The sequence below is a fragment of the Streptomyces litmocidini genome (genome assembly GCF_014649755.1).
Lineage (GTDB): Bacteria > Actinomycetota > Actinomycetes > Streptomycetales > Streptomycetaceae > Streptomyces > Streptomyces litmocidini.
The window spans coordinates 407424-434239 of sequence record NZ_BMTQ01000004.1; the positions used below are offsets into that span (position 1 = coordinate 407424).

Annotated in this window: 23 protein-coding genes and 1 tRNA gene; 14 read left to right on the forward strand and 10 right to left on the reverse strand. The window is 73.8% G+C overall.

Annotated elements, in window-relative coordinates; genetic code table 11:
* Positions 1 to 12: 12 nt before the first annotated feature.
* The 7 genes from IE180_RS11450 to IE180_RS11480 all read left to right on the forward strand — a co-directional run bounded on the left by IE180_RS11450 (position 13) and on the right by IE180_RS11480 (position 10700).
* Positions 13 to 1440, forward strand: coding sequence for a GlnX family signal transduction membrane protein (locus tag IE180_RS11450; RefSeq protein ID WP_190156702.1), 1428 nt, complete (start codon positions 13 to 15; stop codon positions 1438 to 1440).
* Positions 1437 to 2549, forward strand: coding sequence for a glutamate ABC transporter substrate-binding protein (locus tag IE180_RS11455; RefSeq protein ID WP_229860429.1), 1113 nt, complete (start codon positions 1437 to 1439; stop codon positions 2547 to 2549). Before IE180_RS11450 ends, IE180_RS11455 begins: the two co-directional genes overlap by 4 nt.
* 56 nt (positions 2550 to 2605) lie before the next feature.
* On the forward strand, positions 2606 to 3883 hold the full coding sequence (locus IE180_RS11460; RefSeq protein ID WP_190156703.1) for a coiled-coil domain-containing protein: 1278 nt from the start codon (positions 2606 to 2608) through the stop codon (positions 3881 to 3883).
* A gap of 59 nt (positions 3884 to 3942) precedes the next feature.
* Positions 3943 to 6510, forward strand: coding sequence for a serine/threonine-protein kinase (locus IE180_RS11465; RefSeq protein ID WP_190156863.1), 2568 nt, complete (start codon positions 3943 to 3945; stop codon positions 6508 to 6510).
* A gap of 2 nt (positions 6511 to 6512) precedes the next feature.
* Complete coding sequence (locus IE180_RS11470) at positions 6513 to 7898, forward strand: PP2C family protein-serine/threonine phosphatase (RefSeq protein WP_190156704.1); 1386 nt, start codon at positions 6513 to 6515, stop codon at positions 7896 to 7898.
* A 64-nt stretch (positions 7899 to 7962) separates the two neighbouring features.
* Positions 7963 to 9291 (forward strand): vWA domain-containing protein, encoded by a 1329-nt coding sequence (locus tag IE180_RS11475; RefSeq protein WP_190156705.1) that lies wholly within the window; start codon positions 7963 to 7965, stop codon positions 9289 to 9291.
* Between the two features lie 41 nt (positions 9292 to 9332).
* Positions 9333 to 10700 carry an FHA domain-containing protein gene (locus IE180_RS11480; protein WP_190156706.1) on the forward strand — a complete coding sequence of 456 codons (1368 nt, stop codon included), beginning with the start codon at positions 9333 to 9335 and terminating at the stop codon, positions 10698 to 10700.
* A 3-nt stretch (positions 10701 to 10703) separates the two neighbouring features.
* Here IE180_RS11480 and IE180_RS11485 read toward each other — a convergent pair whose 3' ends face one another.
* The gene (locus IE180_RS11485; RefSeq protein ID WP_190156707.1) at positions 10704 to 11666 is read right to left on the reverse strand and encodes a methyltransferase domain-containing protein; all 963 of its coding nucleotides are present in this window, start codon (positions 11664 to 11666) and stop codon (positions 10704 to 10706) included.
* A gap of 118 nt (positions 11667 to 11784) precedes the next feature.
* Between IE180_RS11485 and IE180_RS11490 the strand changes: the two genes are divergently transcribed.
* Together IE180_RS11490 and IE180_RS11495 are read left to right on the forward strand one after the other, a co-directional pair.
* Complete coding sequence (locus tag IE180_RS11490; protein ID WP_190156708.1) at positions 11785 to 12189, forward strand: globin; 405 nt, start codon at positions 11785 to 11787, stop codon at positions 12187 to 12189.
* 230 nt (positions 12190 to 12419) lie between these two features.
* Positions 12420 to 13262, forward strand: coding sequence for a hypothetical protein (locus IE180_RS11495; protein ID WP_190156709.1), 843 nt, complete (start codon positions 12420 to 12422; stop codon positions 13260 to 13262).
* 378 nt (positions 13263 to 13640) lie between these two features.
* Here the strand turns inward: IE180_RS11495 and IE180_RS11500 are convergent, their stop codons facing one another.
* The 8 genes from IE180_RS11500 to IE180_RS11535 form a co-directional block, all read right to left on the reverse strand.
* Positions 13641 to 14303, reverse strand: coding sequence for a DUF8010 domain-containing protein (locus IE180_RS11500; RefSeq protein ID WP_190156710.1), 663 nt, complete (start codon positions 14301 to 14303; stop codon positions 13641 to 13643).
* Entirely contained in the window at positions 14300 to 14725 is a 426-nt protein-coding gene (locus IE180_RS11505; RefSeq protein ID WP_123452396.1) for an acyl-CoA thioesterase, read from the reverse strand. The genes IE180_RS11500 and IE180_RS11505 overlap by 4 nt, the downstream gene beginning before the upstream one ends.
* A 7-nt stretch (positions 14726 to 14732) precedes the next feature.
* Entirely contained in the window at positions 14733 to 16397 is a 1665-nt protein-coding gene (ettA, locus tag IE180_RS11510; protein WP_190156711.1) for an energy-dependent translational throttle protein EttA, read from the reverse strand.
* Between the two features lie 178 nt (positions 16398 to 16575).
* Positions 16576 to 16770: a hypothetical protein gene (locus IE180_RS11515; protein WP_190156712.1), complete on the reverse strand. Its 195-nt coding sequence runs from the start codon at positions 16768 to 16770 to the stop codon at positions 16576 to 16578.
* Positions 16771 to 17001: 231 nt separating this feature from the next.
* On the reverse strand, positions 17002 to 18423 hold the full coding sequence (locus tag IE180_RS11520; RefSeq protein WP_190156713.1) for a Cys-Gln thioester bond-forming surface protein: 1422 nt from the start codon (positions 18421 to 18423) through the stop codon (positions 17002 to 17004).
* A gap of 225 nt (positions 18424 to 18648) precedes the next feature.
* Positions 18649 to 19098: a single-stranded DNA-binding protein gene (locus IE180_RS11525; protein WP_190156714.1), complete on the reverse strand. Its 450-nt coding sequence runs from the start codon at positions 19096 to 19098 to the stop codon at positions 18649 to 18651.
* Between the two features lie 171 nt (positions 19099 to 19269).
* The gene (locus tag IE180_RS11530) at positions 19270 to 21150 is read right to left on the reverse strand and encodes a GTPase (protein ID WP_190156715.1); all 1881 of its coding nucleotides are present in this window, start codon (positions 21148 to 21150) and stop codon (positions 19270 to 19272) included.
* Between the two features lies 1 nt (position 21151).
* Complete coding sequence (locus IE180_RS11535) at positions 21152 to 22801, reverse strand: dynamin family protein (RefSeq protein WP_190156716.1); 1650 nt, start codon at positions 22799 to 22801, stop codon at positions 21152 to 21154.
* Between the two features lie 292 nt (positions 22802 to 23093).
* Between IE180_RS11535 and IE180_RS11540 the strand changes: the two genes are divergently transcribed.
* From IE180_RS11540 to IE180_RS37715, 5 genes are all read left to right on the forward strand, one after another.
* Positions 23094 to 23166, forward strand: a tRNA-Arg gene (locus IE180_RS11540).
* Between the two features lie 250 nt (positions 23167 to 23416).
* The gene (locus tag IE180_RS11545) at positions 23417 to 25264 is read left to right on the forward strand and encodes a TerD family protein (protein WP_190156717.1); all 1848 of its coding nucleotides are present in this window, start codon (positions 23417 to 23419) and stop codon (positions 25262 to 25264) included.
* A gap of 61 nt (positions 25265 to 25325) precedes the next feature.
* Positions 25326 to 25754: an Imm21 family immunity protein gene (locus tag IE180_RS11550; RefSeq protein ID WP_190156718.1), complete on the forward strand. Its 429-nt coding sequence runs from the start codon at positions 25326 to 25328 to the stop codon at positions 25752 to 25754.
* A gap of 40 nt (positions 25755 to 25794) precedes the next feature.
* Positions 25795 to 26010 carry a DUF7919 family protein gene (locus IE180_RS37710; RefSeq protein WP_229860430.1) on the forward strand — a complete coding sequence of 72 codons (216 nt, stop codon included), beginning with the start codon at positions 25795 to 25797 and terminating at the stop codon, positions 26008 to 26010.
* Complete coding sequence (locus tag IE180_RS37715; RefSeq protein WP_229860431.1) at positions 26007 to 26330, forward strand: DUF7919 family protein; 324 nt, start codon at positions 26007 to 26009, stop codon at positions 26328 to 26330. Before IE180_RS37710 ends, IE180_RS37715 begins: the two co-directional genes overlap by 4 nt.
* A 112-nt stretch (positions 26331 to 26442) precedes the next feature.
* Here IE180_RS37715 and IE180_RS11560 read toward each other — a convergent pair whose 3' ends face one another.
* Entirely contained in the window at positions 26443 to 26739 is a 297-nt protein-coding gene (locus tag IE180_RS11560) for a winged helix-turn-helix transcriptional regulator (RefSeq protein ID WP_190156864.1), read from the reverse strand.
* Between the last annotated feature and the right edge of the window lie 77 nt (positions 26740 to 26816).

Here is a 26816-nt window from a genome sequence, read left to right on the forward strand (position 1 = left end):
GGGGGAGGTCAAGTGACACACCCGCCGAACGCGCCCGCCGCCTCGGCGGCGCGGGGCACGGCCCAGGCGCCCGCGCGCCCCGCCGGCCTGCCCGCGCAGCCGTCGCCCGCGCCCGTCGCCGGCCCGCCCGCGGGACGCGGCGCCTGGGCCGTGGGACGGGAGCGGCTGCGGGAGGCCGCGACCACCGAGCCCGGTCGCCTCCAGATCCTCGGAGCCGTACTGGCGCTGCTCGTCGTCGCGTTCGGGGCCGTCACCGCCCTGGAGGTCACCGGCCGGGCCTCCGCCGCCGACGACGTCGTCAGCCGCAGCCAGCCGCTGAGCGCCGACGCGGCCGCCCTCTACCGCTCCCTCGCCGACGCCGACACCACCGCCGCGAGCGGATTCCTGGCGGGCACCCTGGAGCCCGCGCAGTCCCGCGCGCGCTACGCCCGGGACATCACCACCGCTTCCCGGCTGCTCGTCAAGGCCGCGGCGAACACGGACGGTTCGTCCGCGTCGGCCCGCGAGATCGCCACCCTCAACGAGCAGCTCCCCCGCTACACGGGCCTCGTCGAGCGCGCCCGGGCCGCCAACCGGCAGGGACTGCCGCTCGGCGGCGCCTATCTGCGGTACGCCAACCAGCAGATGACCAGCGCGCTCCTTCCGGCCGCCGAGCGGCTGTACGCGGCGGAGACGGCGCGGCTGCACGGGGACGACGACTCGGCCCGCGCCTGGCCGTTCCTGTCGCTCGCGCTCGGCCTGCTGGCGCTCGGCGCCCTCCTCTGGGCCCAGCGCCGCAACTACGCCCGCACCCACCGGGTCTTCAACCACGGGCTGCTCGCCGCCACCGCCGCCACCGCGGTCGTCCTGCTGTGGCTCGTCGCCGCGCACACCGTGACGCGTGCCGAGCTGAACGGCGCGCGGGCGCACGGGCAGGAGTCCCTCCAGGTCCTCAACACCGCCCGGATCAGCTCGCTCACCGCCCGCGCCAACGAGAACCTGACCCTGGTCGCCCGGGGCGCGGTCCTCACCGAGGACGGCAAGAACGACAAGTACGAGGCGGACTACACGGCGAGCATGGGCGCCCTGACGACGGCGCTCGCCGCGGCGCGCGAGCTCGCCGACGACGACGCCGGGCGCGCCCCGGTGGACGACTCCGCCGCACGCGCGGCCGACTGGCGCGAGCGCCACAAGGACGCCCGCGCGAAGGACGAGGCCGGCGACTACGAGGGCGCCCTCGTCCGGGTCGTCGGCGCCGAGGACTCCACCGGCCGGTCCTTCGACCAGGTCGACGCGGCCCTGGAGCGGGCCCTCGCGCACGAGCAGTCCGAGTTCACCCGCTCCGCCGGGGCCGCCAGGGACGCGCTGACCGCGCTGCCGCTGGGGGCGGCGGCCCTCGGGATCCTGGGTGCGGCGGGCGCCGTGCTCGGCATCAACCGCAGACTGTCGGAGTACCGGTGAGAGGGGGCGGGATGCCGAACGGCACGGACCCGCTGGTGCGGCGGACGGCGAACGGCACGGACCCGCTGGTGTCGCGGACGACGGGTGGCACGGTCCCGCTGGTGTCGCGGGCCGCCAGGCGGCTGCGGGGCTGGGGCGGGGTGGCCACCATGGCCCTGGCCTGCGGGCTCACCGCCTCACTGACCCTGCTGCCCCTCGCGCACGACGGGAACGGTGCGGCGGCCGCACCCCGGACGCCCGGCCCCGGCGTGGGCACCGGCGTCCAGATCAAGGCCGACACCTGCGAGCACCCCGAGGCCTCCCTCACGCCCTCGTCGGCGGACGGCCCGTCGGTCCGGGCGATCAAGGACCGCGGGAAGCTGATCGTCGGCGTCGACCAGTCCAGCTACCGCTGGGGCTACCGGAACCCGGAGAAGGGCGTCCTGGAGGGCTTCGACATCGACCTGGCCCGGGCCGTCGCCAAGGACCTCCTCGGCGACCCGGAGGCGATCATCTTCCGCGCGATCCCCACCAACCAGCGGATCGCCGCACTGAACAGCGGCAAGGTCGACCTCGTCGTGCGCACCATGACGATCAACTGCAAGCGGATCGAGCAGGTCGCCTTCTCCACCGCCTACTTCCAGGCCGGCCAGCAGGTCCTGGCGCCCAAGCTCGACAAGGGCATCACCGGTTACGACTCCTCGCTGCGCGGCAAGCGGATCTGCACCGCCGAGGGCTCCACGGCCTACGACGCCCTGGCGGAGAACTCCTTCGGCGCGGTCTTCGAGGACGAGGCCGACGGCACCAAGGACGACAAGGACCTGCTGACCGTCCCCAACCAGCTGGACTGCCTGGCCCGGCTCCAGATGGGCGAGGTCGACGCCGTCGTCACCGACAACGCCCTCGCGGCCGGCCAGGCCGCGCAGGACCCGGCGGTCGAGCTCAAGGGCCGGCCGTTCACGAAGGAGTACTACGGGGTGGCGGCCAAGCTGGGCAACGACGACCTGGTGCGCCGGGTCAACCAGGTCCTGGTGGGCTACCGGCAGGGCCCCTGGCAGGCCGCGTACAAGGAGTGGCTGGAGAAGGACCTCCCCGGGATACCGGGGCCACCCGCTCCGTTGTACAAGTAGCGGCCTTGTCCGCGCCCCGACGAGCAACCCCGTACACGAAGCGGAAGAGGTGACCGATGGGCGTCACGGGACCCCCCGGGCCGGTGATGGACCGGGACGAGGTGGACCGTGCGCTGGCGCGGCTCGGCGCCGAGCACAAGGCGATCGAGGACTCGCTCCTCGCGCTCCAGGACCACGCGGGCCGCAGGCTGCTCGAGGGGGCCGAGCTGACCGGGACGACCCGGGACCGGTGGGCGGCCGCCGAGCGGACCATCACCCTGCTCTGGACCTGCTTCGACGTGTACACCGGCGCCCTGCGGGACGCCCGTGAGGTGCGCGCGCGGCGCCGCTGGCCCGGCCGGGAGGAGCTCGTGGAGCTGACCGACCGGCTGCGCGGCGACACCGTGCTCGTCCCGGGCGGGGCCGCCGGGGGCGCCCTGCTCACCGAGCGGTTCAGCCTGGAGGGGCTGGTCCGGCGGATGAACGAGCTGTACGCCTCCTCGCTCGACCTGGTCGTCACCGCCGACGCCGTCTGGTCGGCGCTGCCCGCGCGGATAGACCTGCTCGCCGCCGAGCTGGGCCGGACGCGTTCGCTGGCGCACTCGGTCGGCGTGCGGCCCGGGGAGCACCCGGCGGGGGACGAGCTGGAGGCGATCACGGCCGAGCTGTCCGCGCTGCGCTCCCAGGTCGTGACCGACCCGCTGGCGTTCTGGCGCCCGGCGGCGGGGAGTTCGGCGCCGGGCGGCGGCCGTCCCGACACCGAGCGGTACGACCGGGCCGCCCTGGCCCTGGAGGACGTCCGGCGCGAGATCGAGGCGGTCCTCGCGGTCCGGCAGGACTCCGAGGACCGGCTGCTCCGGCTGCGGGACGTGCTCTCGCGGGCGGACCGGACGCTGGCCGAGGCGCGGTCGGCGCGCGGCGAGGTCCTCGCGAAGATCGCCGCCTCCGAGGTGCCGGCCGTCAGCGGGCCGCCGATCGTGCTCCAGGAGCGGCTCGCGGTCGCCTCCGAGTACCGTCGGCACGCCCAGTGGCACCGGCTCTCCCCGCTCCTGGACTCCCTGGAGCGGGAGGCGGAGGACGAACTGCTGCGGGCCCGCGAGCAGTTGACGGCGGTCACGGCACCGCTGGCGGTCCGGGCCGAGCTGCGCGGCCGGCTCGACGCGTACAGGGCGAAGGTGGCGCGGCTCGGCGCGGCGGAGGACCCGCTGCTCGTCGAGCGGTACGACGCGGCGCGCCGGATGCTGTGGAGCGCGCCCTGCGACCTGCGGGTCGCGGAGCAGGCGGTGCTGCGCTACCAGCAGGCGGCGGCGGACGTGCTGTCCGGGCCGGGAGACGCGGGAGGGCGACAGTGGTGAGCGGGGAGACGGGCGTGGGGAGCTGTCAGCGCCCTTCGTGCGAGGGCTCGTACGAGGACATGGGCGGCGGCGAGCTGTACTGCGACACCTGCGGGCTCGCCCCGGTCGTCGCGCCGGGGGGGCTGATCGGATCGACGCCGACCGGGATGGCCGTGCCCGGCAAGGGGGCGGGCGGTGTCGGCGGGCCGGACTCCGGCTCCTCGCGGAGCGGTTCGCGGGCCTCCTCGCGCGCCTCCTCCCGGTCCTCGACCTCGCGCCGGTCGGTCTCCGGACGGCTCTCGCGCTCGCTCTCCGGGGCCTCCGGCACCTCCACGGGCCGCTCGGTGTCGGTGCGCAGCTCGGGCTCGTCGAGCGGTCAGTCCGCCCGGAACCGGCTGGGCGCGGGCCTGGTGACGATCCCCGAGGTGCCGCGTCCGGACCCGCGGGCGGCGGTGATGGAGAACGCCGAGGTCCCCGAGCGGAAGCGTTTCTGCTCCCGTTCGGACTGCGGGGCCCCGGTGGGCCGCGCGCGGGGCGACCGGCCGGGTCGCACGGAGGGCTTCTGCACCAAGTGCGGCCACCCGTACTCCTTCGTGCCGAAGCTGCGCGCCGGTGACATCGTCCACGGCCAGTACGAGGTCGCGGGCTGCCTCGCGCACGGCGGGCTCGGCTGGATCTACCTCGCCGTCGACCGGGCCGTCTCCGACCGGTGGGTGGTCCTCAAGGGCCTCCTCGACACCGGCGACCAGGACGCCATGGCCGCGGCGATCTCCGAGCGCCGCTTCCTCGCCGAGATCGAGCACTCCAACATCGTCCGCATCTACAACTTCGTCGAGCACCTCGACCAGCGCACCGGCTCCCTGGACGGCTACATCGTCATGGAGTACGTCGGCGGCAAGTCGCTCAAGGAGATCGCCAACGACCGGCGCACCCCCGACGGCCGGCGCGATCCGCTGCCGGTGGAGCAGGCCTGCGCGTACGGGATCGAGGCCCTGGAGGCGCTCGGCCACCTGCACAGCAGGAACCTGCTGTACTGCGACTTCAAGGTCGACAACGCCATCCAGACCGAGGACCAGCTGAAGCTCATCGACATGGGCGCGGTCCGGCGGATGGACGACGACGAGTCCGCGATCTACGGCACGGTCGGCTACCAGGCCCCGGAGGTGGCCGAGGTCGGCCCGTCGGTGGCGAGCGACCTGTACACGGTGGCGCGCACGCTCGCCGTGATGACCTTCGACTTCCAGGGCTACACGAACGTCTTCGTGGACTCGCTGCCCGACCCGGAGCACATCGAGGTCTTCCGGACGTACGAGTCGTACTACCGCTTCCTGGTCCGCGCCACCGACCCGGACCCGGCCCGCCGGTTCGCCTCCGCGCAGGAGATGGCGGAGCAGCTGACGGGCGTGCTGCGCGAGGTCGTGGCGCTCCAGTCGGGACGGCCGCGGCCGGCGCTCTCGACGCTGTTCGGCACGGAGGTGCGGGTCACGGACACCACGCTGTTCGCCGAACTGACGGAGGACGTGTCGCTGCTGGGCGCCCGCCGGGGCCGCAAGCGGCGCGGAACGACCGCGGCGGGGGCGCTGCCGGCCGGTGCCGGTGCGGGAGCGCTGCCGGCCGGTGCGGTTCCGGGACAGGCGCCGGGCGCCGTGCCCGGGGGCGCTCCGGGGCGGGCACCGGGCACCGGGACGCACGCGTTCGCCGGTCCCGGGCTCGGAGGGCTGCTCGCGCCGCTCGACGCGCCCGCCACCGCGTTCGCGCTGCCCGTGCCGCGCGTCGACACGGGCGACCCCAACGCCGGTTTCCTCGCCGGTCTCGCGGCCGCCGCCCCGGCCGAGCTGCTCGGGGCGCTCCAGGGCGCGCCCGGCCCCTCCGTCGAGCTGCGACTGCGCACCCTGCGGGCCCAGTTGGAGCTGGGCGACCTGCCCGCCGCCGCGCGGACCCTCGCGGGCCTGGAGGAGCGGGACCCGGACGACTGGCGGGTCGTCTGGTACCGGGGCGTCGCCTCCCTGGTGACCGGCGACCACGAGCACGCGGCGCTGGCCTTCGACGCCGTCTACGACGCCTTCCCGGGCGAGCCGGCGCCGAAGCTGGCCCTCGGGATCTGCGCCGAGGTCCTCGGGCAGCTGGACAACGCCGCCGAGTACTACCGCCTGGTGTGGGCCACGGACCCCAGCTTCGTCAGCGCGGCCTTCGGACTCGCCCGGGTGCGGCTCGCGGCCGGCGACCGCACCGGAGCCGTACAGGCCCTGGAATCCGTACCGGAAGCGTCGATCCACTACACGGCGGCGCGGGTCGCGGCCGTGCGGGCGCGGCTGCGACGGCGCCCGGCGCACGAGCCGCTCGGCGCCGATCTCACGGCGGCCGCGGCGCAGGTCTCCGCGCTCCAGGGCTTCGGTCTGGACGCGGTGCGCCGGGAGCGGTTGTCGACGGAGGTCCTCGGGACGGCCCTCGACTGGGTACTCTCCGGGAGTCCCGGTGCGGCACCGGACGGCGGCGCGCTGCTGCTCGGAAGTGAACTGGACGAGCGCGGACTGCGCTTCGGCCTCGAACGCTCGTACCGGGTGCTGGCCCGGCTCGCCCAGCGGGGCGAGGAGAGGATCGAACTGGTGGAGCGGGCCAACCGCTTCCGCCCCAGGACGTGGGTGTGAGGATGTCCCAGAAGCCGAAGCCGTCGCACGGACTCGCCGCCTGCCCGGGCTGCGCGGAGCCGCTGGAGTCGGGTGACCGGTTCTGCGGGGCGTGCGGCTACGACCTGTCGGCGGTGCCGTCCGCCGAGGCCGGTGCCGACCGCCCGACCGTGGCGATCGGCACCCCCGTGACCTGGCCGGACGCCCCGCCCCGCGAACCCGGTTCGCTCTCGACCATGACCCAGCACCCGAACGACCTGCCGGGCACCGACTCCGGCGGCCGCGACCTCCCGACGACGGAGGTCCGCACGGACGGCCCCACGCCGCCCGAGCCCGCGCCCGCCGCGCCCGGCGGGGGCTCCGCCGCGCCCGGTGGGGACTTCGAACTGGCCGCGCCCGATCCCCGGGCCGCCGTGCGGGTCGACACGGGCCCGGCCGCCGAGGCCGTGCCCGCACCCGCGCCCGCGCCCGGGGCCGCCCCCGCCGCCGCGATCTGCGTGGCCTGCCGGGCCGGGCGGGTGGACGCCGACGGGTACTGCGAGAACTGCGGGCACGCCCAGCCGCGCGAGCGCGACCACATGGAGCGGGAGCTCGCCGGCGTCGCCGCCGTCAGTGACCGCGGGCTGCGCCACCACCGCAACGAGGACGCGTTCGCCGTCTCGTCGACCACCCTGCCCGACGGCTCCCCCGCCACCCTCGCGATCGTCTGCGACGGCGTCTCCTCGGCCACCCGCCCCGATGAGGCCTCCGCCGCCGCCGCCGAGGCGGCCGGTGCCTCGCTGCTCGCCGCCCTGCCCCGGGGCACGCACCCGCAGCAGGCGATGCACGAGGCGATCGTCGCCGCCGCCGAGGCCGTCAACTCCCTGGCGGAGGAGACCGGTCAGGACGGCGCGGAGCAGGACCCGCACCGCCGCCGCAACGCCCCAGCCTGCACCATCGTGGGCTCCGTCGTCGCCTCCGGCCTGCTCGTCGTGGGCTGGGTCGGCGACAGCCGGGTCTACTGGGTGCCGGACGACCGCAGCGCCCCGCCCGCCCGGCTCACCGAGGACGACTCGTGGGCCGCGCAGATGGTCGCGGCGGGCCTGATGAACGAGGCCGAGGCGTACGCGGACGAGCGCGCCCACGCGATCACCGGCTGGCTCGGCGCCGACTCGTACGAACTGGACCCGCACACCGCCGCGTTCAAGCCGGACCGTTCCGGCGTGGTGGTGGTCTGCACGGACGGACTGTGGAACTACGCGGAGGCCGCGGAGGACATGGCCCGGGTCGTCCCGGCGGACGCCGCGGACCGCCCGCTGGGCGCCGCGCAGGTCCTCGTCGGCCACGCCCTGGACGGCGGGGGCCACGACAACATCACGGTCGCGCTCGTCCCGTTCACCGCCGCGCCGCAAGGGGCAGGATCCGCCTGAGAGCGGTCGCCGATCCCCGTCCCCCTCACCGTTGTTGCGTCTGTCCCGTAGGAGCCGAAAACAGATGGCGAACTTCTCCAAGCCGACCGTGCCCCGGTTCTCCGTGGACGTCTACCAGAACGAATTCCTGCCCGAGGGCGGCCGGGACGTCAACGCGATCGTCACGGTCGCCTCGACCGGGGGCGGCACCACCGGAGGCTTCGCGAACGGCGGCGGCACGGCCGCGGCCGGTGTCGTGATCATGGTCGACTGCTCCGGCTCGATGGACTACCCCGCGACCAAGATGCGCGGCGCGCGGGAGGCCACCGCCGCCGCCGTCGACACCCTGCGCGACGGCACGCACTTCGCCGTCGTCGCCGGGACGCACGTCGCGAAGGAGGTCTACCCGGGGAACGGCGGCCTCGCGGTCGCCGACGCCCGGACCCGCGCCGAGGCGAAGGAGGCGCTGCGCCGGCTCTCCGCGGGCGGCGGCACGGCGATCGGCACCTGGCTGCGCCTCGCCGACCGGCTGCTCTCCTCCGCCGAGCTCACCATCCGGCACGGCATCCTGCTCACCGACGGCCGCAACGAGCACGAGTCGCCGGAGGAGCTGCGGGCCGCGCTCGACGCCTGCGCGGGCCGGTTCACCTGCGACGCGCGCGGGGTCGGCACGGACTGGGAGGTCAAGGAGGTCACCGGGATCGCCTCGGCGCTCCTCGGCACGGCCGACATCGTCGCCGACCCGGCCGGGCTCGCCTCCGACTTCACGGCGATGATGGAGCACGCGATGGGCAAGGGCGTGGCGGACGTCGCGCTGCGCCTGTGGACCCCGGTGGGGGTCGAGATCGTGTTCGTGAAGCAGGTGGCGCCGTCGGTCGAGGACCTGACCGGGCGGCGCACCGAGGCCGGGCCGCGCGCCGGGGACTACCCGACGGGCTCGTGGGGCGACGAGTCCCGCGACTACCACGTGAGCGTGCGGGTGCCGCAGGCGGCGGTCGGCCAGGAGATGCTCGCCGCCCGGGTCTCCCTGATCGCCCCGGACCCGGCGGGCGGCGATCCGCGCCCGCTGTCTCAAGGACTGGTACGGGCGGTGTGGACGGACGACCTCGCGATGTCGACGTCGATCAACCCGCAGGTCGCGCACTACACGGGTCAGGCCGAGCTCGCGGACGTCATCCAGCAGGGTCTGGATGCCCGCAAATCGGGCGATCGGGACGGTGCGACGGCCAAGCTGGGTCGTGCCGTGCAGCTCGCGGCGGCCTCCGGCAACGCGGACACTGCGAAACTGCTTTCGAAGGTGGTCGACGTGGTCGACGCGGCGACCGGTACTGTGCGTTTGAAGGCGAAGGTCGCGGAAGCGGACGAGATGACACTCGAGACCCGTTCCACCAAGACCGTTCGCGTCAAGAGGTAGCCCGGCCAGCGGGCTGGACGACGAGAGGGGGAAGCACCGACATGCCGACCTGCCCGAACGGACACCAGTCGGTCTCCGACGACTGGTGCGAGGTCTGCGGCCATCGCATGGCCGGGGCGGGTGCGCCGACGGGTGCCGTACCGCCGCCTCCCCCGCCGCCGCCCCCCGCCTACGGATACCCCGGCCCGGCCGGTCCCGGTCAGGCCCCGCCCGGCCCGCCGCCGGGCGCTCCCGGCGGCTTCGGTCCGGGAGGCCACGGCGGTCCCGGCACGCCTCCGCCCCCGGCCCCCGGCGGCTTCGGCCCCGGCGGCGACCCGAACGCGACGGCCCAGGCGGAGCTGTGCCCGCAGTGCCGCACGCCGCGCGAGCACATGGCGCCGTTCTGCGAGGAGTGCCGCTGGAACTTCCTCACGAACACGGCGACCTCGTACACGCCGCCGCCCCCGCACCACGCGCCCCACAACGCCCCGCCGCAGCAGCCCGGGCCGCCGCCCGGCCTGAACCTGCCGCCGGGCTTCCAGTCCTCGCCGCCCGCGCCGCCGCGGCAGCAGCCCCCGCAGCAGCCGGACCCGTTCGGCTACCAGGGCTCGCGGCCCTCGCAGGTGAACCGGCCGGCCGAGCCGCTGGGCGCCGAGCCCACGCACCACCAGGCCCCGCCGCAGCGCCCGTCGGCGCAGCAGCAGCCGCCCGCCCCGCCCGCGTACCTCCAGGCGCCCGCCCAGGCTCCGGCCCCGCCCGCGCCGCCGCAGCCCCGCGCGGACGACGACTGGGTCCTGTCGCCGCCGTCGCAGCACCAGGCGCCGCAGCACCAGGCCCCGCGGCCTCCGCAGCAGGCGCCCCCGCACCAGGGGCCCCCGTCCCAGCACCAGGGACAGCAGCCTCCCCAGCAGCACCAGGGACAGCAACACCAGGGACAGCAGCCTCCCCAGCAGCACCAGGGACAGCAGCACCAGGGGCAGCAGCCTCCGCAGCAGTTCCAGCCGCCGAGGCAGCCGCAGCAGCCCCTGAGCTGGACCGCGGTCATCGGCCCCGACCGTGAGTACTTCATGGCGATGATGCAGCGCAGCGGCCCGGAGGCGACGGGCCTGAACCTGCCCGCGTACTCGCCGGACAAGCACCTGCCGCTCCGGGGCAACCAGGTCTCCATCGGCCGCCGCCGGCACTCGACCGGCGAGTCCCCCGACATCGACCTGTCGGTGCCGCCGGAGGACCCGGGCGTCTCGCACCAGCACGCCGTGCTGGTGCAGCAGCCGGACGGCTCGTGGGCGGTGGTGGACCAGAACTCCACCAACGGCACCACGGTCAACGGCGGCGAGGAGCCGATCCAGCCCTACGTCCCCGTCCAGCTCCAGGACGGCGACCGGGTGCACGTCGGCGCCTGGACCACGATCACGATCCGGCTCGCCTGACCCTCAGGACGCGGCCCCCGGCAGGGGCCAGGCGTACGGCCCTCCGGGGTCGTCCAGCCAGGCCCACTGCCGGTCGCCGCTGACCGTCACCCCGAAGCGCTCCCGCCCCGGCCGCCGCTCGCGCAGCCAGAGCGAGAGCGCTTCGCGCCGGTCGAGGGTCCCGCCGACCAGACCCCACAGGAAGAGGAAGCGCTCGTCCCCGGCCGGGCCGGGGCGCGGGTTGTCGTGCTCCGGCGCCCCGGCGGCGACGCCCCGGAGCGCCACGAAGTACGCGGAGGTCGCGAGGAACCGTCCCTCCGCGTGCGCGGCGTCGCGCACCCGCAGCAGGATCAGCCCGGTGGAGAGCGGCGCGAGGACGAGCGCGCCGGGCCGGCACTGGGCGAGCCAGGGGTACGGGACGGAGGGCACCGCGCAGGTCGCCACGATCCGGTCGTACGGGGCGTGCTCGGGACAGCCGCGGGCGCCGTCGGCGGCGAGCACGGCGGGCCGGTACCCGACGGCGGCGAGGTGGGACCGGGCGGACTCGGCGATCTCCTCGTCGAGGTCGACGGTGGTGACGTGCTCCTCGCCGAGGCGGTGGCAGAGCAGGGCCGCGTGGTAGCCGCTCCCGGCGCCGATCTCCAGGACGTCGTCCCCGTCGCGTACGTCCAGGGCGCCGAGCATCAGGGCCATCAGGGAGGGCTGGCTGGCGGAGGAGACCAGCTCCCCGTCCCGTACCCGGGTGGCGATCGCGGTGTCGGCGTACGCCCCGCGCAGCCAGCGGTCCCGGCGCTCCGGCTCGGGGTCGCCGGCCCAGAGCCGCTCGTACCCGCCGGGCGAGGAGACGTAGTAGTACGGGACGAAGAGGTGGCGCGGCACCTCGGCGAAGGCCGCCCGCCAGGCAGGGTCGGTCAGCAGCCCGTCCGCCTCGATCTCCCGCACGAGCGCGCGCCGCTCCCGCGCGCCGGCCCGGGCGAACTCGTCCATGGGTCCACTCTCCCGCCCCCGGGGGCCCGGGGCGAGCGGCCGTACGGGCGGTCGTCACGTCCCGGGGGAACGGTCCTAAGCCTCCGGTCCTCGGCCGGGCATCTGAGACGATGGAACGGTGAACGAGATTCCCGGGGAAACGACGCAGGAGCAGACCTTCTACGAGCAGGTCGGGGGCGAGGAGACGTTCCGCCGCCTGGTCCGCCGCTTCTACGAGGGGGTCGCGGCCGACCCGCTGCTGCGCCCGATGTACCCCGAGGAGGACCTCGGACCGGCCGAGGAGCGGCTCGCCCTCTTCCTGATGCAGTACTGGGGCGGCCCCCGCACCTACAGCGACCACCGCGGCCACCCCCGCCTCCGGATGCGCCACGCGCCGTTCACCGTGGACCGGGCCGCCCACGACGCCTGGCTGCGCCACATGCGCGACGCCCTCGACTCGCTCGGCCTGGCTCCGGAACACGAGAGCGAGCTGTGGCGGTACCTGACGTACGCGGCGGCCTCGATGGTGAACAGCGCGCACTAGGACCGGTCCGGCCGATCACGGGACCACTCCGTGTCGAGGCCGTGGATGTGGGCACGGGGCGGGGTGCTCCGGGTGACGCCGGGCGGGAACGGCTGCGGCCGTTCCCGCCGGTCGGCAGCGGGCGTCGTGGCAGGTGGCGGGGTCACCCGGAACGTCGGACCGGGGCTCGGCCCGCCCCGCCGACGGCGTTGCGCCCGGCCGGCGACCGGCGGGACGTCTAGTCTCGGCCCGTGGAACAGCCCGAACAGCGCGTCGAAGGCGCGGGACCGTTCACGACCCGCCTCACCTGGCAGCCGCCCGGCGGCGGCACGGCTGTCTGGGAATCCCGGCCCGCCCGGCGCCGAGGCCTCATCACCGTCCGTCCGCCCGGCGCGGCCGGAGCCCGTCGCGCCGACGCCGACGACACCGCCCTCGCCCGGCTGCGCGGGCTCAACGCCGCGGCCGCCACCGCCTTCGTCATCGGCGGGGCGCTCTTCGCGGCCGGCGCCGCCGTGGCCCAGTTCGGCTCCGGCGACGCCACCACCTGCGCCTCGATCTACTTCGCCGGCGGCCTGTTCTTCAACACCGGCGGCTACGTGTCCCTGCTCCAGGTCGTCAACGCCCCGCGTCACGTGCCCGGAGGGGAAGGCGTCCTGGTCTCCCGACGGTGGCGTTGGTGGAGCTATGAACCGATGCGGGTCGACTGGCTGAGCGCCTTCGTCCTGTTCGCCGGCACCCTGGTGTTCGCCGTCGACCTGCTCGACTCCTTCCTCCAAGGCCTGACCGTCCAGCAGGTCAACCGGCTGATCTGGGCACCCGACGTGATCGGCTGCGCGCTCTTCCTGATCTCCGGACACCTCGCGTTCGTCGAGATCTGCCACGGCCGGCCGTGCGTCCGGCAGCGCGACCTCGGCTGGTGGATCGTCGCCGTGAACCAGCTGGGCTCCGTCCTCTTCATGGTCTCGGCGCTCGCCGCCTACACGCGCCCCGCCACCGGCAGCCTGGTCAACGCCGACATCGCCAACTGGGGCACCCTCACCGGTGCCCTCTGTTTCTCCGTGGGCGGCGTCCTCCAGCACGACGAACGTCCCTGACCGGCCCGAAGCGGTGAGAAGGAAGCCGACCGGGCTCACCGCCGTCGCACGGACCCCGGTCAGCTCCTCCGGAAGACCGTCCGGTCCCGGAGTCCGCGAAAAGCCCCACGATCGGCTCCCCGGGCTCCCGCGGGCCGTCGAGCGAGGCACTGAAGGCCTCCTTCGTCCCCCGCAACGACCCGGGCAGCGGCGGCCGGACGAATCCCCGCTCGGCATCCGGCAGTTCGCGGCGACGCATCACGACACCACGATCCGCCGGCGGTGAGCGTTCGAAGACACCGCCCAGGGCTCAGACGGCGGTCAGGTCCACGGGCCCGGCGGCGTGGAAGAGGGTGTCGAGCTCGTCCCCGTCGAGGGGCCCGTCGGCCCGGACGCCGGTCATCGGGGGGCGACGCCCAGCGAGATCGGCGGCACGGTACGCAGCGCGATCGAGCCGTACGGGGTACGCAGCCGCAGCCACGGCCCGGAGGCGAACAGGGCCGTCGGCGCCTCCCCCGGGGGCAGGAAGCCGAGGGACTGCGCGGCGTGCACGGCGCGCAGCGGCAGCCCGGTGGCGCCGAGGGTCCGGGACCAGATCTCGCGGCCGAGGGCGTCGCGCTCGGCCCGGGTGCGCCGCTCCTCGGGCAGCTCCTCGTCCCGCGCGCGGAACTCGGCGACGGCGGCGGCGACCGCCCCCCGCAGCTCCGTGACGCCGGGCAGCCCGGGGACCGGCTCCCAGCCGCCGCGCGGCGGGAGGACCCCGGTCCACGGCGGGCCGGTCACGGAGTCCGGGACGACCGCCTTGCCGGCCGACTCCTCGATGCCGTCGAGGAGTTCACCGGCGGAGACGGTGACGTCGAGGTCCACCGCGTCGACGAGCCGGGCGGTGCGGATCGCGAGCACCTCGAACGAGGGCGGCCGCCCGAAGACCGCCAGCGCCCCGCCGCCCGCCTGGAGGCGGACGGCGGCGGCCCGGTCGTAGTGGACGAGCCGGGTGAGGAAGGCGGCGAGGGCCGCCGCCTCCCTGGCGTCGGCGAAGTGCAGCGGAGCGAGCACGGTCATGCGGCGGACGACATCCCGTCGTCCACGTACTCCTGGAGGAACTCGCGCTCCTCGGCGGAGATCCGCCGGGGCCGCTGCGCCTCCAGGTCGAAGGGCACGACGACCGTCGAGGCCCGTACGTACGTGACGTCCGGGTCCTTGATCTCGTACGCGATCGTCAGCGACGCCGCGCCTATCTTCGTGACCCACGACTCGATGGTCACCGGCTCGTGCCGGTGGACCAGCGGCCGCACGTAGTCGATCTCGTGCCGGGCCACGACGGACCCGCCGGAGAACGAGGGGGAGCCGTCCCCCGGCGCCAGCCGGAACATGAAGTCGATCCGCGCCTCTTCCAGGTACCGCAGGAAGACGACGTTGTTGACGTGCCCGAAGGCGTCCATGTCCGACCAGCGCAGGGGACAGCTGTAGATGTGCCGAGCCATGAAGTGATCAGCCTCGGGTCAGCTTCTTGTAGGTGGCGCGGTGCGGACGGGCCGCGTCCGGACCGAGGCGCTCGATCTTGTTCTTCTCGTACGACTCGAAGTTGCCCTCGAACCAGAACCACTTCGAGTCGCCCTCGTACGCGAGGATGTGGGTGGCCACCCGGTCCAGGAACCAGCGGTCGTGGGAGATGACCACGGCCGCACCGGGGAACTCCAGGAGCGCGTTCTCCAGGGAGGACAGCGTCTCGACGTCGAGGTCGTTGGTCGGCTCGTCGAGGAGCAGCAGGTTGCCGCCCTGCTTGAGGGTGAGCGCGAGGTTCAGACGGTTGCGCTCACCGCCGGAGAGCACGCCGGCTGGCTTCTGCTGGTCCGGGCCCTTGAAGCCGAACGCGGAGACGTAGGCGCGGGAGGGCATCTCGACGTGGCCGACGTTGATGTAGTCGAGCTCGTCGGAGACGACGGCCCACAGCGTCTTCTTCGGGTCGATGTTGGCGCGGCTCTGGTCGACGTACGAGATCTTGACGGTCTCGCCGACCTTGACGGAGCCGGAGTCCGGGGTCTCCAGACCCTGGAGCATCTTGAAGAGCGTGGTCTTGCCGGCGCCGTTCGGGCCGATGACGCCGACGATGCCGTTGCGCGGCAGGGTGAAGGACAGGTCGTCGATGAGGACCTTGTCGCCGAAGGCCTTCGACAGGTTCTCGACCTCGACGACGATGGAGCCCAGACGCGGGCCCGGCGGGATCTGGATCTCCTCGAAGTCCAGCTTCCGCATCTTGTCGGCCTCGGCCGCCATCTCCTCGTAACGGGCGAGACGGGCCTTGGACTTGGCCTGACGCCCCTTGGCGTTCGACCGCACCCACTCGAGCTCTTCCCTGAGGCGCTTGGCGCGCTTGGCGTCCTTCTGGCCCTCGACCTTGAGGCGCTCGGACTTCTTCGTCAGGTAGGTCGAGTAGTTGCCCTCGTAGGGGTGGGCGCGACCGCGGTCGAGCTCCAGGATCCACTCGGCGACGTTGTCGAGGAAGTACCGGTCGTGGGTGATGGCCACGACGGTGCCCTTGTACTGGGCGAGGTGCTGCTCCAGCCAGTTCACCGACTCGGCGTCGAGGTGGTTGGTGGGCTCGTCGAGGAGCAGCAGGTCGGGGGCCTCCAGGAGCAGCTTGCAGAGCGCCACGCGGCGCTTCTCGCCACCGGAGAGGTTGTTCACCGGCCAGTCGCCGGGCGGGCAGCCCAGGGCGTCCATGGCCTGCTCCAGCTGGGCGTCGAGGTCCCACGCGTTGGCGTGGTCCAGGTCGTCCTGGAGCTTGCCCATCTCCTCCATGAGCTCGTCGGTGTAGTTCGTCGCCATCTCTTCGGCGATCGCGTTGAACCGGTTGAGCTTGCCCTTGATCTCGGCGACGCCGTCCTCGACGTTCTCCAGGACGGTCTTGGACTCGTCGAGCTTCGGCTCCTGCATGAGGATGCCGACGGAGTAGCCGGGCGACAGGAACGCGTCACCGTTGGACGGCTGCTCAAGGCCCGCCATGATCTTCAGAACGGTGGACTTACCGGCACCGTTCGGGCCGACCACACCGATCTTCGCACCCGGCAGGAAGCTCAGCGTCACGTCATCCAGGATGACCTTGTCGCCGTGCGCCTTGCGCGTCTTGCGCATCGTGTAGATGTACTCAGCCAAGAGAAACCGTCCGGCAAAGAGTGAGTGGGCAGATACACCCCATCTTGCCTGACCGCCACCCCTGGGTGCGAACCAGTGGGCGGGGCCCCTCCTGACCTGCGCGTTCCCGGATCGCTCGCGTAGCCGATCCGCGACTTTCGGTAGCCGCACGAGCGGAAGGGGCGGCGTGCCCCACGGATCACCTGCGCCGTGCAGCCCTGAAACCGGCTCCCGGAGAGCGGAAGTCGGTCTCGTCCGCGCGTTCGCCACCGACGGCGTCGGCGCAGTCCTCCGGACCGGCCTCCAGCGGCGTCCACGAGGCGACGTCCCCCGGCGCGGAGCCCTCGCCGCAGCGCTGTGTCTGCCGGGCGTCGATCCGGATCGTCGACGTCATGCCGCCGTCGTCCCCCGGGGGCCCGGGTTCGTCGGGGCCGCGGGGACGTCGGACGTGCGTCGGACGTGCGACGGACGTGCGACGACCCCGGGCGCGGGCGCGGCCGGGGTCGTGCGGGGTCACGGGGCGGGGCGGGCGGGGGGCGGATCGCTCCGCGGCGTCAGCGCCTCACTCCGTGGGGGACGGGCTTCGGCCCGGTGCCGGGCATGGGCCCGGCACCGGGGCCCGGGCTCACTGGCCGGCGGTCTTCTTCTTGCGGAGGAAGAACACCGCGCCGCCGCCGACCACGACGAGCGCGGCGGCGATGCCGGCGATCATCGGGGTGGCGCTGGAGCTGCCGGTCTCGGCGAGGTCGCCGCCGCCGGTCGTGGTGGTGCCGGTGGTGTCACCGGTCGTGCCACCGGTGGTCGACGGGGTGGAAGGCGTGGCCGAGGGGGTGGAGGGGGTCTCCGACGGCTTCGGGCCGGGGGTGGCCGTCTTGCAGTCCAGGACGCCCTCGAAGGTCTCCTCGAAGTCGTTCGGGCCGGTGATCGTGAACTTGTACGCCTCGTCCTCGGCGAGCGGGAGGGCGATGTTCTTCGTCTCACCGGCGCCGACCGTGTACGAGGTGCCCTTCAGGTCGAAGGTCCAGGGCTCGTCGCCCTTGTTGGAGGCGATGACCTCCAGGCCGCCCTTGGCGCAGTCCTTGGTGACCGAGACGGACGGGACGGCACCCTTCTTGGCCCACGTGGCGGAGGTCTTGGCGGTGGCGGTGGAGTCGCTGGAGCCGGCCAGGATCAGGGTCTGCGACGGGCCGTCGACGGAGACGAAGGCACGGCCGAGGGAGACCTTGGTGGTGGCCTCGGCGGTCAGCTCGGTGGTGCCGTCGGCGGTCCCGGCGGGAACGTCGACGTAGACCTGGTCGCCGTTCTTGGCGTCGGTGACCGGCTTGCCGTCCTTGTCGACGATCCGGACGCCGGCGGAAGCGCCCGGGGCGGTCGCGAGCTTGGCGGTCTCGGCGTTGGTGGTGACGGTGATCGGGCCGAACTTCTCGCCGGCCTTGCCCGACACGGTGGACGGGGAGAGGCTCAGGGAGGCCTTGGGCTCCGCGAGTTCGCCGACGTTCGCGAGCAGGTAATCGGTCAGCTTCTTGGCGTCGGCGTCCTTCGGCGTGGCCTCGACCCCGTCCGAGTACTTCCAGATCGCGGCCTGCGTGCCCGCGGCGGCCTCGCCCTTGGAGAGGTCGACGCCGAGCTTCTCGCCGAGGGCCTCGGTGGAGAGCTTGGGGTAGGCGTTCTCCAGGATCCAGAGGATCTTGCCCGCGTTCTCGTTGTCGTGGAGGGACGACTGGTCCCAGCCGACCTCCTTGTAGGTGAAGTCGTGCTGCGCGTTGGTGTGGAAGTCGATGCAGTAGGTCGAGAGGGTTCCCCCGCCCTCGACCTGCATGGTGAAGAGACCGCCGCCGACCGTATGGGGCTTGCCGCCCTTCTCCACGACCTCGATGTCGCCGCCGTCGGTGATGCGGCCGAGCTTCGCCGTGACACCACCGGTGGCCGGGGCGGCGTCATCGGCCAGGGCCGGACCGGCGGTCGCTATCGCGCCGGTCGCGACGAGGCCGGAGACCAGGGCCGCGGCGGCGAGGCGGGCAACGCCACGCCCACGAACTGAAAACATTGGATTCCCCTCCGGGCGAGACACTCCGCGAACTTGGTCGATTCGCGTGGGGGGAGCGCACGCCAGCAAGACTCACAGACTCGATGGGCTCACGTGCCACATGAGTATTCGGGAATCCTAGGGACGCGAAACCCCTCGGTGCCCTGCCCTGCGATCAGATAACCATTCCGACTCAGAATCGTTATCGGCAGAGCGAGTTGGTCGACAAATCCCCACAACACAAGGTCAGGACGCGGTTACCAACTGGGGCGGCACCGCCGTTCCCTCCTCCGCCGCCACCGTCCACGGGTCCTGCTCCGGCTGCGGTGCGGGCTCCGTCCTGACGGCGCGCCGGAAGGCCGCCGTCCCCCTGCTCAGGTCGTGCCCCACGGCCGTCGCGTCCACGTCCACGAAGGTCTTGCGCTGCCCGTCGCGCTCCTCCTCACGGACCTTCAACCGCCCGTGCACGACGAGCGGTTCCCCCACGGAGACCGAGGCGGCGAGGTTGGCACCGAGCGAGCGCCAGGCCGACACCGTGTAGAAGCTGGTGTTCCCGTCGGACCAGAGTCCCCGCTCCCGGTCCCAGCGGCGCGCGGTCACCGCGAACCGGAAGCGGGCCACTCCGCCCGCCGCCGTGTCCCGGTACTCCACCGCCGTCGCCACGTTCCCGACGAGCGTCACGGTCGTGTCGTTCATGGTTCTCCCCCACTCCTCCGGTGTCCCGCTGCGTGGACACCCCGTGGGAACCATGCTGGGGCGGCCGCGCGCGCCGCGCTCGGGCCTGTGGACGACCACGCGCCTGGGGACGACGCCCTCACCCGGGAGGGGGAACCGCCCCGCACCCGGCCCGCCCCGTCCCCGCCCCGCCTACCTCGCCCGTGCCCCCGCCCGCGTCGCGCCCAGCCGGCTCGTACCGGAGCGGCCGCCGCCTCCGCCGCCGATGATGATCCGGGACGCCGGCGGACGCGAGCCCACCACCGTCGCGTACTGCTCGCGCACCTCCCGGTAGCGCATCAGCTCCGCCGCCACCGGGTCGAGGACCCGAGCCCGGCCGCAGGCGGCGGCCGCCTCCCGCAGGCGGCGTTCGGCCTCCTGCCCGTACCGGCGGGCCGGGCCCTTCACGGCGCCCTCGCAGGCCCATTCGACGAGCGGGCCGCCGATGATCCCGCCGAGCATCACGAGGACCGGCGGCAGCAGGCCCGGCTCGACGACGCCCAGGATCTGCCCCACCAGCCACAGCGCGCCGAAGACCTGCAGGAGCGTCATCACCGCCTGGGCGAGGACGGCCGCCGGCCACCAGGCGGGCCGGGGCGGCCGGGCGGCAGGGTCCCCCAGGGAGACCGTCAGCTCGTCCAGGGCCTCCGGCAGTCCCTCGGCCCCGCGCACCGCCGCCTCGCGCACCGCCTGGGCCCAGGGCACCGGAAGGCCCCGGGAGGCCTCGTCGGCGACGATCCGTACGGCCTGCTCGACGCGCTGGCGGGCCGTCAGCTCGTCCTCCACGGGGACTTCGAGGCGGGGATCGGTGGCGCCGTGCGCGCGCATCCGCTCGTACCAGCGGTAGAGCCGCAGCCAGGGGGTGCCGCAGGCACGGATGGCGCCCCGGCGCCAGACCCGTTCGGCGGCCTCGCCCGCGGCCTGGGCGCCGACGGCGACGGCGAGCCGGTCCGTGAAGGCGTCCCGGGCCCGTTCGTCGAGGCCGTGCCGCCCTTCGGCGACGTACGCCTGGCGCAGCCGGGCTGCGGCGGCGTCGACGTCGGCGGCGAGGCGGCGTTCGGGAGCGGTGCGTTCCTGGACGAACCGGGCGACGGTCTCGCGCAGTTCGGGCACGCCCTCGCCGGTCAGGGCGGAGACGGCGAGGACGGTCGCGCCGGGTTCGCCGTGCTCGCCGAGCGCCACGCCGTCCTCGTCGAGGAGGCGGCGCAGGTCGTCGAGGACGAGGTCGGCGGCCTCGGTGCCGAGCCGGTCGATCTGGTTGAGGACGACGAAGGTGACCTCGGCGTGCCCGGCGAGGGGGCGCAGGTAGCGCTCGTGGAGGGCCGCGTCGGCGTACTTCTCCGGGTCGACGACCCAGATCACGGCGTCGACGAGGCCGAGGACCCGGTCGACCTGGTCGCGGTGGGCGGTGACGGCGGAGTCGTGGTCGGGCAGGTCGACGAGGACGAGCCCCTGGAGGTCGGCGTCGCCGGCACCGCCCGCGAGGGGGCGGCGGCGCAGCCTGCTGGGGATCGCGAGCCGGTCGAGCAGTCCGGCGGAGCCGTCGGACCAGCTGAGCGCGATGGGCGCGGAGGTGGTGGGGCGGCGCAGGCCGGTCTCGGAGACGGGGACACCGGCGAGGGCGTTGAAGAGGGTGGACTTCCCGCTCCCGGTGGCTCCGGCGACGGCGATCACGGTGTGCCGGGAGGAGAGCCGCTGCCGGGCGGCGGCCTCGTCGAGGACGCGTCCCGCCTCGGCGAGGGCCTCGCTCTCGACCCGGGTGCGGGAGAGCCCGACGAGCTCGTGGAGGGCGTCGAGACGGTTGCGGAGGGGTCCGCCGAAGCTGCCGCCGAGGGGCGGCAGGGCGTCCTCCTCCCGCGGTCCCGCCGGCGCCTTCTCCTCCGCGACCGCGGCCTTCTCGGCCGCGCGCCGCGCGATCAGCCCGTCGTCCCAGCGCGTACGGTCGCGCTCCCGGTCGTCGTTCCAGCGCGTACGGCCGCGCTCCCCGTCGTCGTTCCAGCGCGTACGGCCGCGCTCCCTGTCGTCGTCCACCACGTCACTTCTCCTTCTGCAGTACGGAGAGCGCGGCGATCAGCTCCGCCTGCGGCTCGGGGGTCACGTCGAGCGCGTCGAGGGGGGCGAGGCGGCGGTCGCGCTCGGCGTGCAGGACGCGGTCGACGTACGAGAGGACGAGTTCGCCGCCCTTGTCGCGCAGCCGCAGGGCGGTCTGGGCGCCGAGGAGTTCGGCGAGGCGTTCGCCGGCGGCGCGGGCGCGGCGGCCGCCGAGGAGGGAGGTGGCGAGGAGCGCGGCGACGGTGTCGGGCTCGGGGACGGCGCCGGAGGAGCGGGAGGAGCGGGAGCCGGAGAGGCGGGACCCCGAGGGGCGGTCGATGCCCCGCACCTCGTCCTCGGCCAGCTCCTCCAGCTCGCGGCGCCAGCGGCGCGCCTCCATGCCGATCCGCTCCACCGCCTCCCGGTCGGCGCCTCCCCCCGGGGGGCCGAGGGGCTCGGAGGCGGGTTCGCGGCGCCAGGCGTCCCGGACGTGCTCCTCGGCCGCGGAGACCGCGCAGTGGAGGAGGGCGGCGAGGGACTCGGTGAGGGCGTCCAGGAGCTCCTCGGAGGTGCTGTCGCGGGGGTAGGCGCGCCAGCGGGTGCGGGCGTCGCCGGCGAGGACGGCGCCGCGGCCGAGTTCCCTGCGCACCCGCTTGCCCTGCTCGCGGTACGCGGCCTCGACGACGCCGCCGAGGCGGACGGCGGCGGCGTACTGGGCGGCGACCGCGCCGGCCAACTCGGGCAGCCGGGTGTCGAGGGAGTCGATGATCCCGGAGGCGGTCCGGTCGGCGGCCTGCTGGCGGGCGGCCGGGTCCTGGCCCCGGTGGGCGAGCCAGCCGCGCAGCTCGGCGACGGCGCTCTCGGGCAGCAGTCCGCTGCCGCCGCACGCGGACTCGGGCAGTTCGGGGATGGTGAACCGGGGCACGTGGCCGAGGCCGGCCTTGTCGAGCAGTGCCGCGTACTGCCGGGAGACCTCGCCGATGACCTGGTGGGGGACGCGGTCGAGGACGGTGACGAGGGTGACGTCGTACTCCTTGGCGGTACGGAGCAGGTGCCACGGCACGGCGTCGGCGTACCGCGAGGCGGTGGTGACCATGACCCAGACGTCGGCGGCGCAGATCAACTCGGCGGCGAGGAGCCGGTTCTCGACGACGAGCGAGTCGATGTCGGGCGCGTCGAGCAGGGCGAGCCCCCGGGGCAGCGAGGAGGCCGTCTCGACGCGCAGCGCGTTCTCCTCGGGGGCGGGTTCGTCGACGGGGTGGTCCTCGTCGGCCTGGGGCAGCCAGACGCGGGTCAGCTGCGGAAGGACCCGCAGTCCGGCGAACCAGTGGTGGTCCTCGGGGTGGCAGACGAGCACGGGTGTCCGGGTGGTGGGCCTGAGCACTCCCGCCTCGCTGACGCGGCGCCCGACAAGGGAGTTGACGAGGGTGGACTTGCCGGCCCCGGTGGACCCGCCGACGACCGCGAGGAGCGGGGCGTCGGGGTCCTTCAGCCGGGGCACCAGGTAGTCGTCGAGCTGGGCGAGCAGCTCGGTCCGGGTCTGGCGGGCACGGGGGGTGTCGGGGAGAGGCAGTGGGAGACGCACGGCGGCGACTCGGTCGCGCAGGGCGGAGAGTGCGTCGATCAGCTGAGGCCGTTCGTCCAAGGTCACCACATGCGAAGAATGCCCAATTTATGAGTGTTTTTGAAGCGTATGAGGACCCTGCGCGCCGAAGAGAAGGGTCGCGACCGGAAGGTCGGGCATAACGAGTGCACAACACCCGCCCCGAGTGGCGCGAAAAGCGCTGCGCGAATCGCACCTGCCTGCGATTATCGGTTCGCTTCACCGAACCTCCACATCGTGCCACGCAGGTGAAGCAACCGGGCCAAGGCGATCGGAGCCCTATCCTTGTCCCGGCAGGCACACCCCACCCACCAGGGGCTCCTGGCCACACGGCCACCACCCGGCCCCCGTAGCTCAGTGGATAGAGCAGGTGCCTTCTAAGCACTTGGCCGCAGGTTCGAGTCCTGCCGGGGGCGCACAGCGAGGCCCCTCCTTCGGGAGGGGTCTTTTTGCTGGCCAGGGGTGGTTTTCGGTCGGAGGCGGACATGTCGGAGCAAGGGCCCCGGATGGCTTGATCTGTCCGGCCGAGACCGGCCAGAGGCGGCCTCCGGCGGCCGTTCGGCCCGAAAAAGGCCCGGAGTTTCGGGACCGTCTCTCGGTAGGGTCGAGGGGACAAATAGGCATTCGGGTTGAAGCTGCGATCACGTCCGGATCATCCTTGCTGCCATGTCCCTCGCCACCGCGCTCGACGTGTCACAGCTGCCCGACTACGCGTACGACTGGGCTCTGGTCGACGTCGAGACATCCGGTCTGATCGCCCGGCGTGACCGAATCCTCTCGATCGCGGTGCTGACTTTCGGGCCGGACGGGACTCAGACCGGCGAGTACTCCACCCTGCTGAACCCGGGCTGCGACCCCGGCCCCGTGCACATCCACGGCCTGACCGCGGAGCGGCTGAGTGGCGCCCCGGCCTTCGAGCAGGTAGCCGGACGGATCGGAGCGCTCCTGCAGGACCGCGTCATGGTGGCCCACAACGCACAGTTCGACTATGACTTTCTGGCCCATGAGTTCGCCCGCACCCGGCTCCATCTCCCGGTCACCCAGCGCCTGTGCACCCTGGCCCTGAACCGGCGTGTGGAACCGCCCGCCGCCGACCTCAGCCTGGCGTCCCTGGCCGCCCACTACGGCGTGCCGCAGACCAGCGCTCATGACGCGCTGGACGACACGCGCGTCCTCGCGGGGATCTTCCGGTCCTCCCTCTCCGAAGCCGCACGGCTGGACGTCCCGCTGCCGCTGGTGCCCTGTCCTCCCCGGCAGGATCCGCAGTTCGCGCCGAATCCGCCGAAGACCCCGTGCACCTACCGGAACCCTGGTCGTCTGACACCCGGCGATCCGCTCGTCCAGGGCATGAAGATCGCCATCACGGGCGAGACCGCGACCTCCCGGGCCGAGCTGGTGGCCCGGGCCGTCGCCGCCGGCCTGAACATCATGTCGTCGGTCAGTCGGCACACCAGCGCTCTCGTCACCAACGACTCGGCCTCGGGCTCGGCGAAGGCACGGCGCGCGATCGCCGAAGGCGTCACGGTCATCGACGAGCACACGTTCCTCAAGCTGCTGGGAGAGGTGCGTCCCGGAACACCGCACGAGAATCAGGCACCGAAGAAGACCCCGGAAGCGGCGGCCCCGGCCGCACCGCCCACTACGCCGACGCCGCCCCCCGCTGCGACCGCAGCTGTCGCCGACGTGCCGGCGCCCAGGCGACCCGAGCCCAAGCATTCCGCCAAGCCGTTCGGCCGTCGGCGGGTACTGATCCTGGGCGGCACCCACGAGGAGGCGTCCGCCGCCCGGGCCAGGGTCGTCGAACTGGGTGGGGCCGCCGCCATCAACCTCTCGGCGGGCGTCACCGACGTCGTCCTCTTCCCCGGGGGCGAACTCGACCGCCGCATGACCCGCATCACCGCGTTGGGGCTTCCGGTCCACGCGCACGGATGGCTCGGATCCCCCGCCTCCGAGCCTGCCGACGTCCCCGCCCAGGACGGTGCGATGACCGACGTCCTGCCGCGCGGCGGAGTCATCGACCTCCCCACACTCTCCACCGCCGGCCACTGGCACGTGAGTGCCTCCTGGGCGCAACAGACGAACTGCGAGATCGACGTCGTCGCCTTCGTCCTCGACGAGGACGAGCAGGTCTCCTGCGACGGGGACTTCGTCTTCTACAGCGCGCCGGAAAGCCCCGACGGAGCCGTCCGTCTCCTCTGCGACGGCCCGACGGAGCAGAGCATCGCCGTCGGCCTCGCGGCACTGCCTCCCGCCGCCCACAGGATCGCGATCGCCGCCGCCATCGACGGTGCCGCCACCTTCGGCGACATCGGAGCGGTCCAGATGACCCTCGCACCAGGCGTCGATGCTCCGGCCACGGCCCAGGCCACTCTGGACGCCGCCACCAGCGAGCGCACCCTGCTCCTCGCCGAGATCTACCGCCGGGGCCCGAGGTGGCGCTTCCGCGCCGTCGGCCAGGGCTACGACCATGGTCTGGAGACCCTCGTACGGGGATACGGCGTCGACGTGGAGTAACCCTCGTCGCTTGCCAGAGGGCGGGGGTGCCCCAGTCCATCGGGTGCAAGAGGGAGGGCTCGTGGTCGCGCTGCCCGTACGGGGCGCCTCCGTCGACGTGATCGACGAGTACGTCTCGGCCCTGCGGCTGGCCGGCCGCGACATCCTGACGCTCGGCGCCGAGCCCCTGTCCGTCACCTGGCTCGCCGAGCCCCTCACGTTCGCGCGCTGGTGCTACGCCGACGACGACACGGGACTGCTGCCCGCCGTCCACGCAGCCGGATCATCCGGCGGCTGGAAGGACGTCCTCACCCTCGGACTCGGAGGACGATACGTCCTGGCCGACGCCGCCTACGAGGCCGACAGGATCCTCGGCTCCCTGCGACATGCACAGCAGCCGGCGGAGGCGCTCCGCGTCGAACTGTCGCCGGGCCGCTATCGCGTCCAGTCACTGGTCGTCGATCCCGACCCCGAGACGCAGTTCATGCTGGAACGCCTGCTGCCCGAATAATCGATCAGCCGACGGGCCCTCCCTCTGGTGGGATGCGGTCATGTACTACGCCGATCTCAGCCCCTACGCCTACCCCATCACCGGGGGCGGCGACGTGTTCACCGAGGTCGGCAGCTGCGTGCGGTTCGTCACCGTGCGCGATGCCTACCGCCGGCTCAACATCGGCTGGCTGGAGGCCGGACGGCCCTGGACCGCAGGCCCGGCACCCACGGAGTTCGTGTCCACGCTGCTGACGTGCTGGAGGAGCAGGCCGTGAACCAGGCTCTCGGCGTGCACGAGTGCGACCTGTGCCCCGAACCGCTCGACAACGCCCGCCCCTGGTACGAACCCCGGCCGGGGCATCGGCGCGCGAGCGCCGGCACAGGAGAGATACGGGTACCCGGGGAACCGGGAACCGCCTACGCGGCCCCCTCTCTGATCGGGCACTACGTACTCGACCACGGCTACCTGCCGCCGAGGGAGTTCGTCGACGCCGTCCTCGCCTTCGACCTCCAGGACAGATCGGCCGCGCACCCCTCGATCGCCTTTCCCTGGATCCCCGACGACGCCGAACTGTACGACGCCAGGTTCGAGTGACGCCCCCTCCGGTGAGCCCCGTCGGGGCGAACGCCCGCCGGCGGTCGGCGCGCGCCGGTCCGACCGGCCCGGTGGTGCGGCCGGGCGGTGACGTCCCCGTCAGGCGTCCCCGTCAGGCGTCCGGGTCACCGTCCGCGGGGTCTTCGGTCTCCCTCGCCCACCGGCTGCTCCACGCCTCCAACGGGGCCAGCGCCTCGACGAGTTCCGTGCCCAGGGGGGCGAGCCGGTACTCGTCGTCCGCGCGGGTGAGCAGCCGGGCCCCGGTCAGCTCGTCGAGGCGGGTGCTGAGCACGCTGGAGGACATGCGCTCGCAGCGGCGCTGGAGTTCGCGGAAGCCGGCCGGGCCCTGGCTCAGTTCCCACAGGACGCGCAGGGTCCAGCGGCGTCCGAGCAGGTCGAGCGCGGCCATGACCGGGCGGCCGGACGCGGATCCCCGTACGGGCCGGCCGGGTACGGGCCGCCCGGCCGCCGACCGCCCCTGTGCGG

Coding starts and splice junctions, on each gene's coding strand:
- IE180_RS11460 (WP_190156703.1), top strand. CDS start 2,606: ATGGGCGTCACGGGACCCCCCGGGCCGGTGATGGACCGGGACGAGGTG.
- IE180_RS11465 (WP_190156863.1), top strand. CDS start 3,943: ATGGGCGGCGGCGAGCTGTACTGCGACACCTGCGGGCTCGCCCCGGTC.
- IE180_RS11470 (WP_190156704.1), top strand. CDS start 6,513: ATGTCCCAGAAGCCGAAGCCGTCGCACGGACTCGCCGCCTGCCCGGGC.
- IE180_RS11475 (WP_190156705.1), top strand. CDS start 7,963: ATGGCGAACTTCTCCAAGCCGACCGTGCCCCGGTTCTCCGTGGACGTC.
- IE180_RS11480 (WP_190156706.1), top strand. CDS start 9,333: ATGCCGACCTGCCCGAACGGACACCAGTCGGTCTCCGACGACTGGTGC.
- IE180_RS11485 (WP_190156707.1), bottom strand. CDS start 11,666: ATGGACGAGTTCGCCCGGGCCGGCGCGCGGGAGCGGCGCGCGCTCGTG.
- IE180_RS11500 (WP_190156710.1), bottom strand. CDS start 14,303: ATGACCGTGCTCGCTCCGCTGCACTTCGCCGACGCCAGGGAGGCGGCG.
- IE180_RS11505 (WP_123452396.1), bottom strand. CDS start 14,725: ATGGCTCGGCACATCTACAGCTGTCCCCTGCGCTGGTCGGACATGGAC.
- IE180_RS11515 (WP_190156712.1), bottom strand. CDS start 16,770: ATGACGTCGACGATCCGGATCGACGCCCGGCAGACACAGCGCTGCGGC.
- IE180_RS11520 (WP_190156713.1), bottom strand. CDS start 18,423: ATGTTTTCAGTTCGTGGGCGTGGCGTTGCCCGCCTCGCCGCCGCGGCC.
- IE180_RS11525 (WP_190156714.1), bottom strand. CDS start 19,098: ATGAACGACACGACCGTGACGCTCGTCGGGAACGTGGCGACGGCGGTG.
- IE180_RS11545 (WP_190156717.1), top strand. CDS start 23,417: ATGTCCCTCGCCACCGCGCTCGACGTGTCACAGCTGCCCGACTACGCG.
- IE180_RS37710 (WP_229860430.1), top strand. CDS start 25,795: ATGTACTACGCCGATCTCAGCCCCTACGCCTACCCCATCACCGGGGGC.
- IE180_RS11560 (WP_190156864.1), bottom strand. CDS start 26,739: ATGGCCGCGCTCGACCTGCTCGGACGCCGCTGGACCCTGCGCGTCCTG.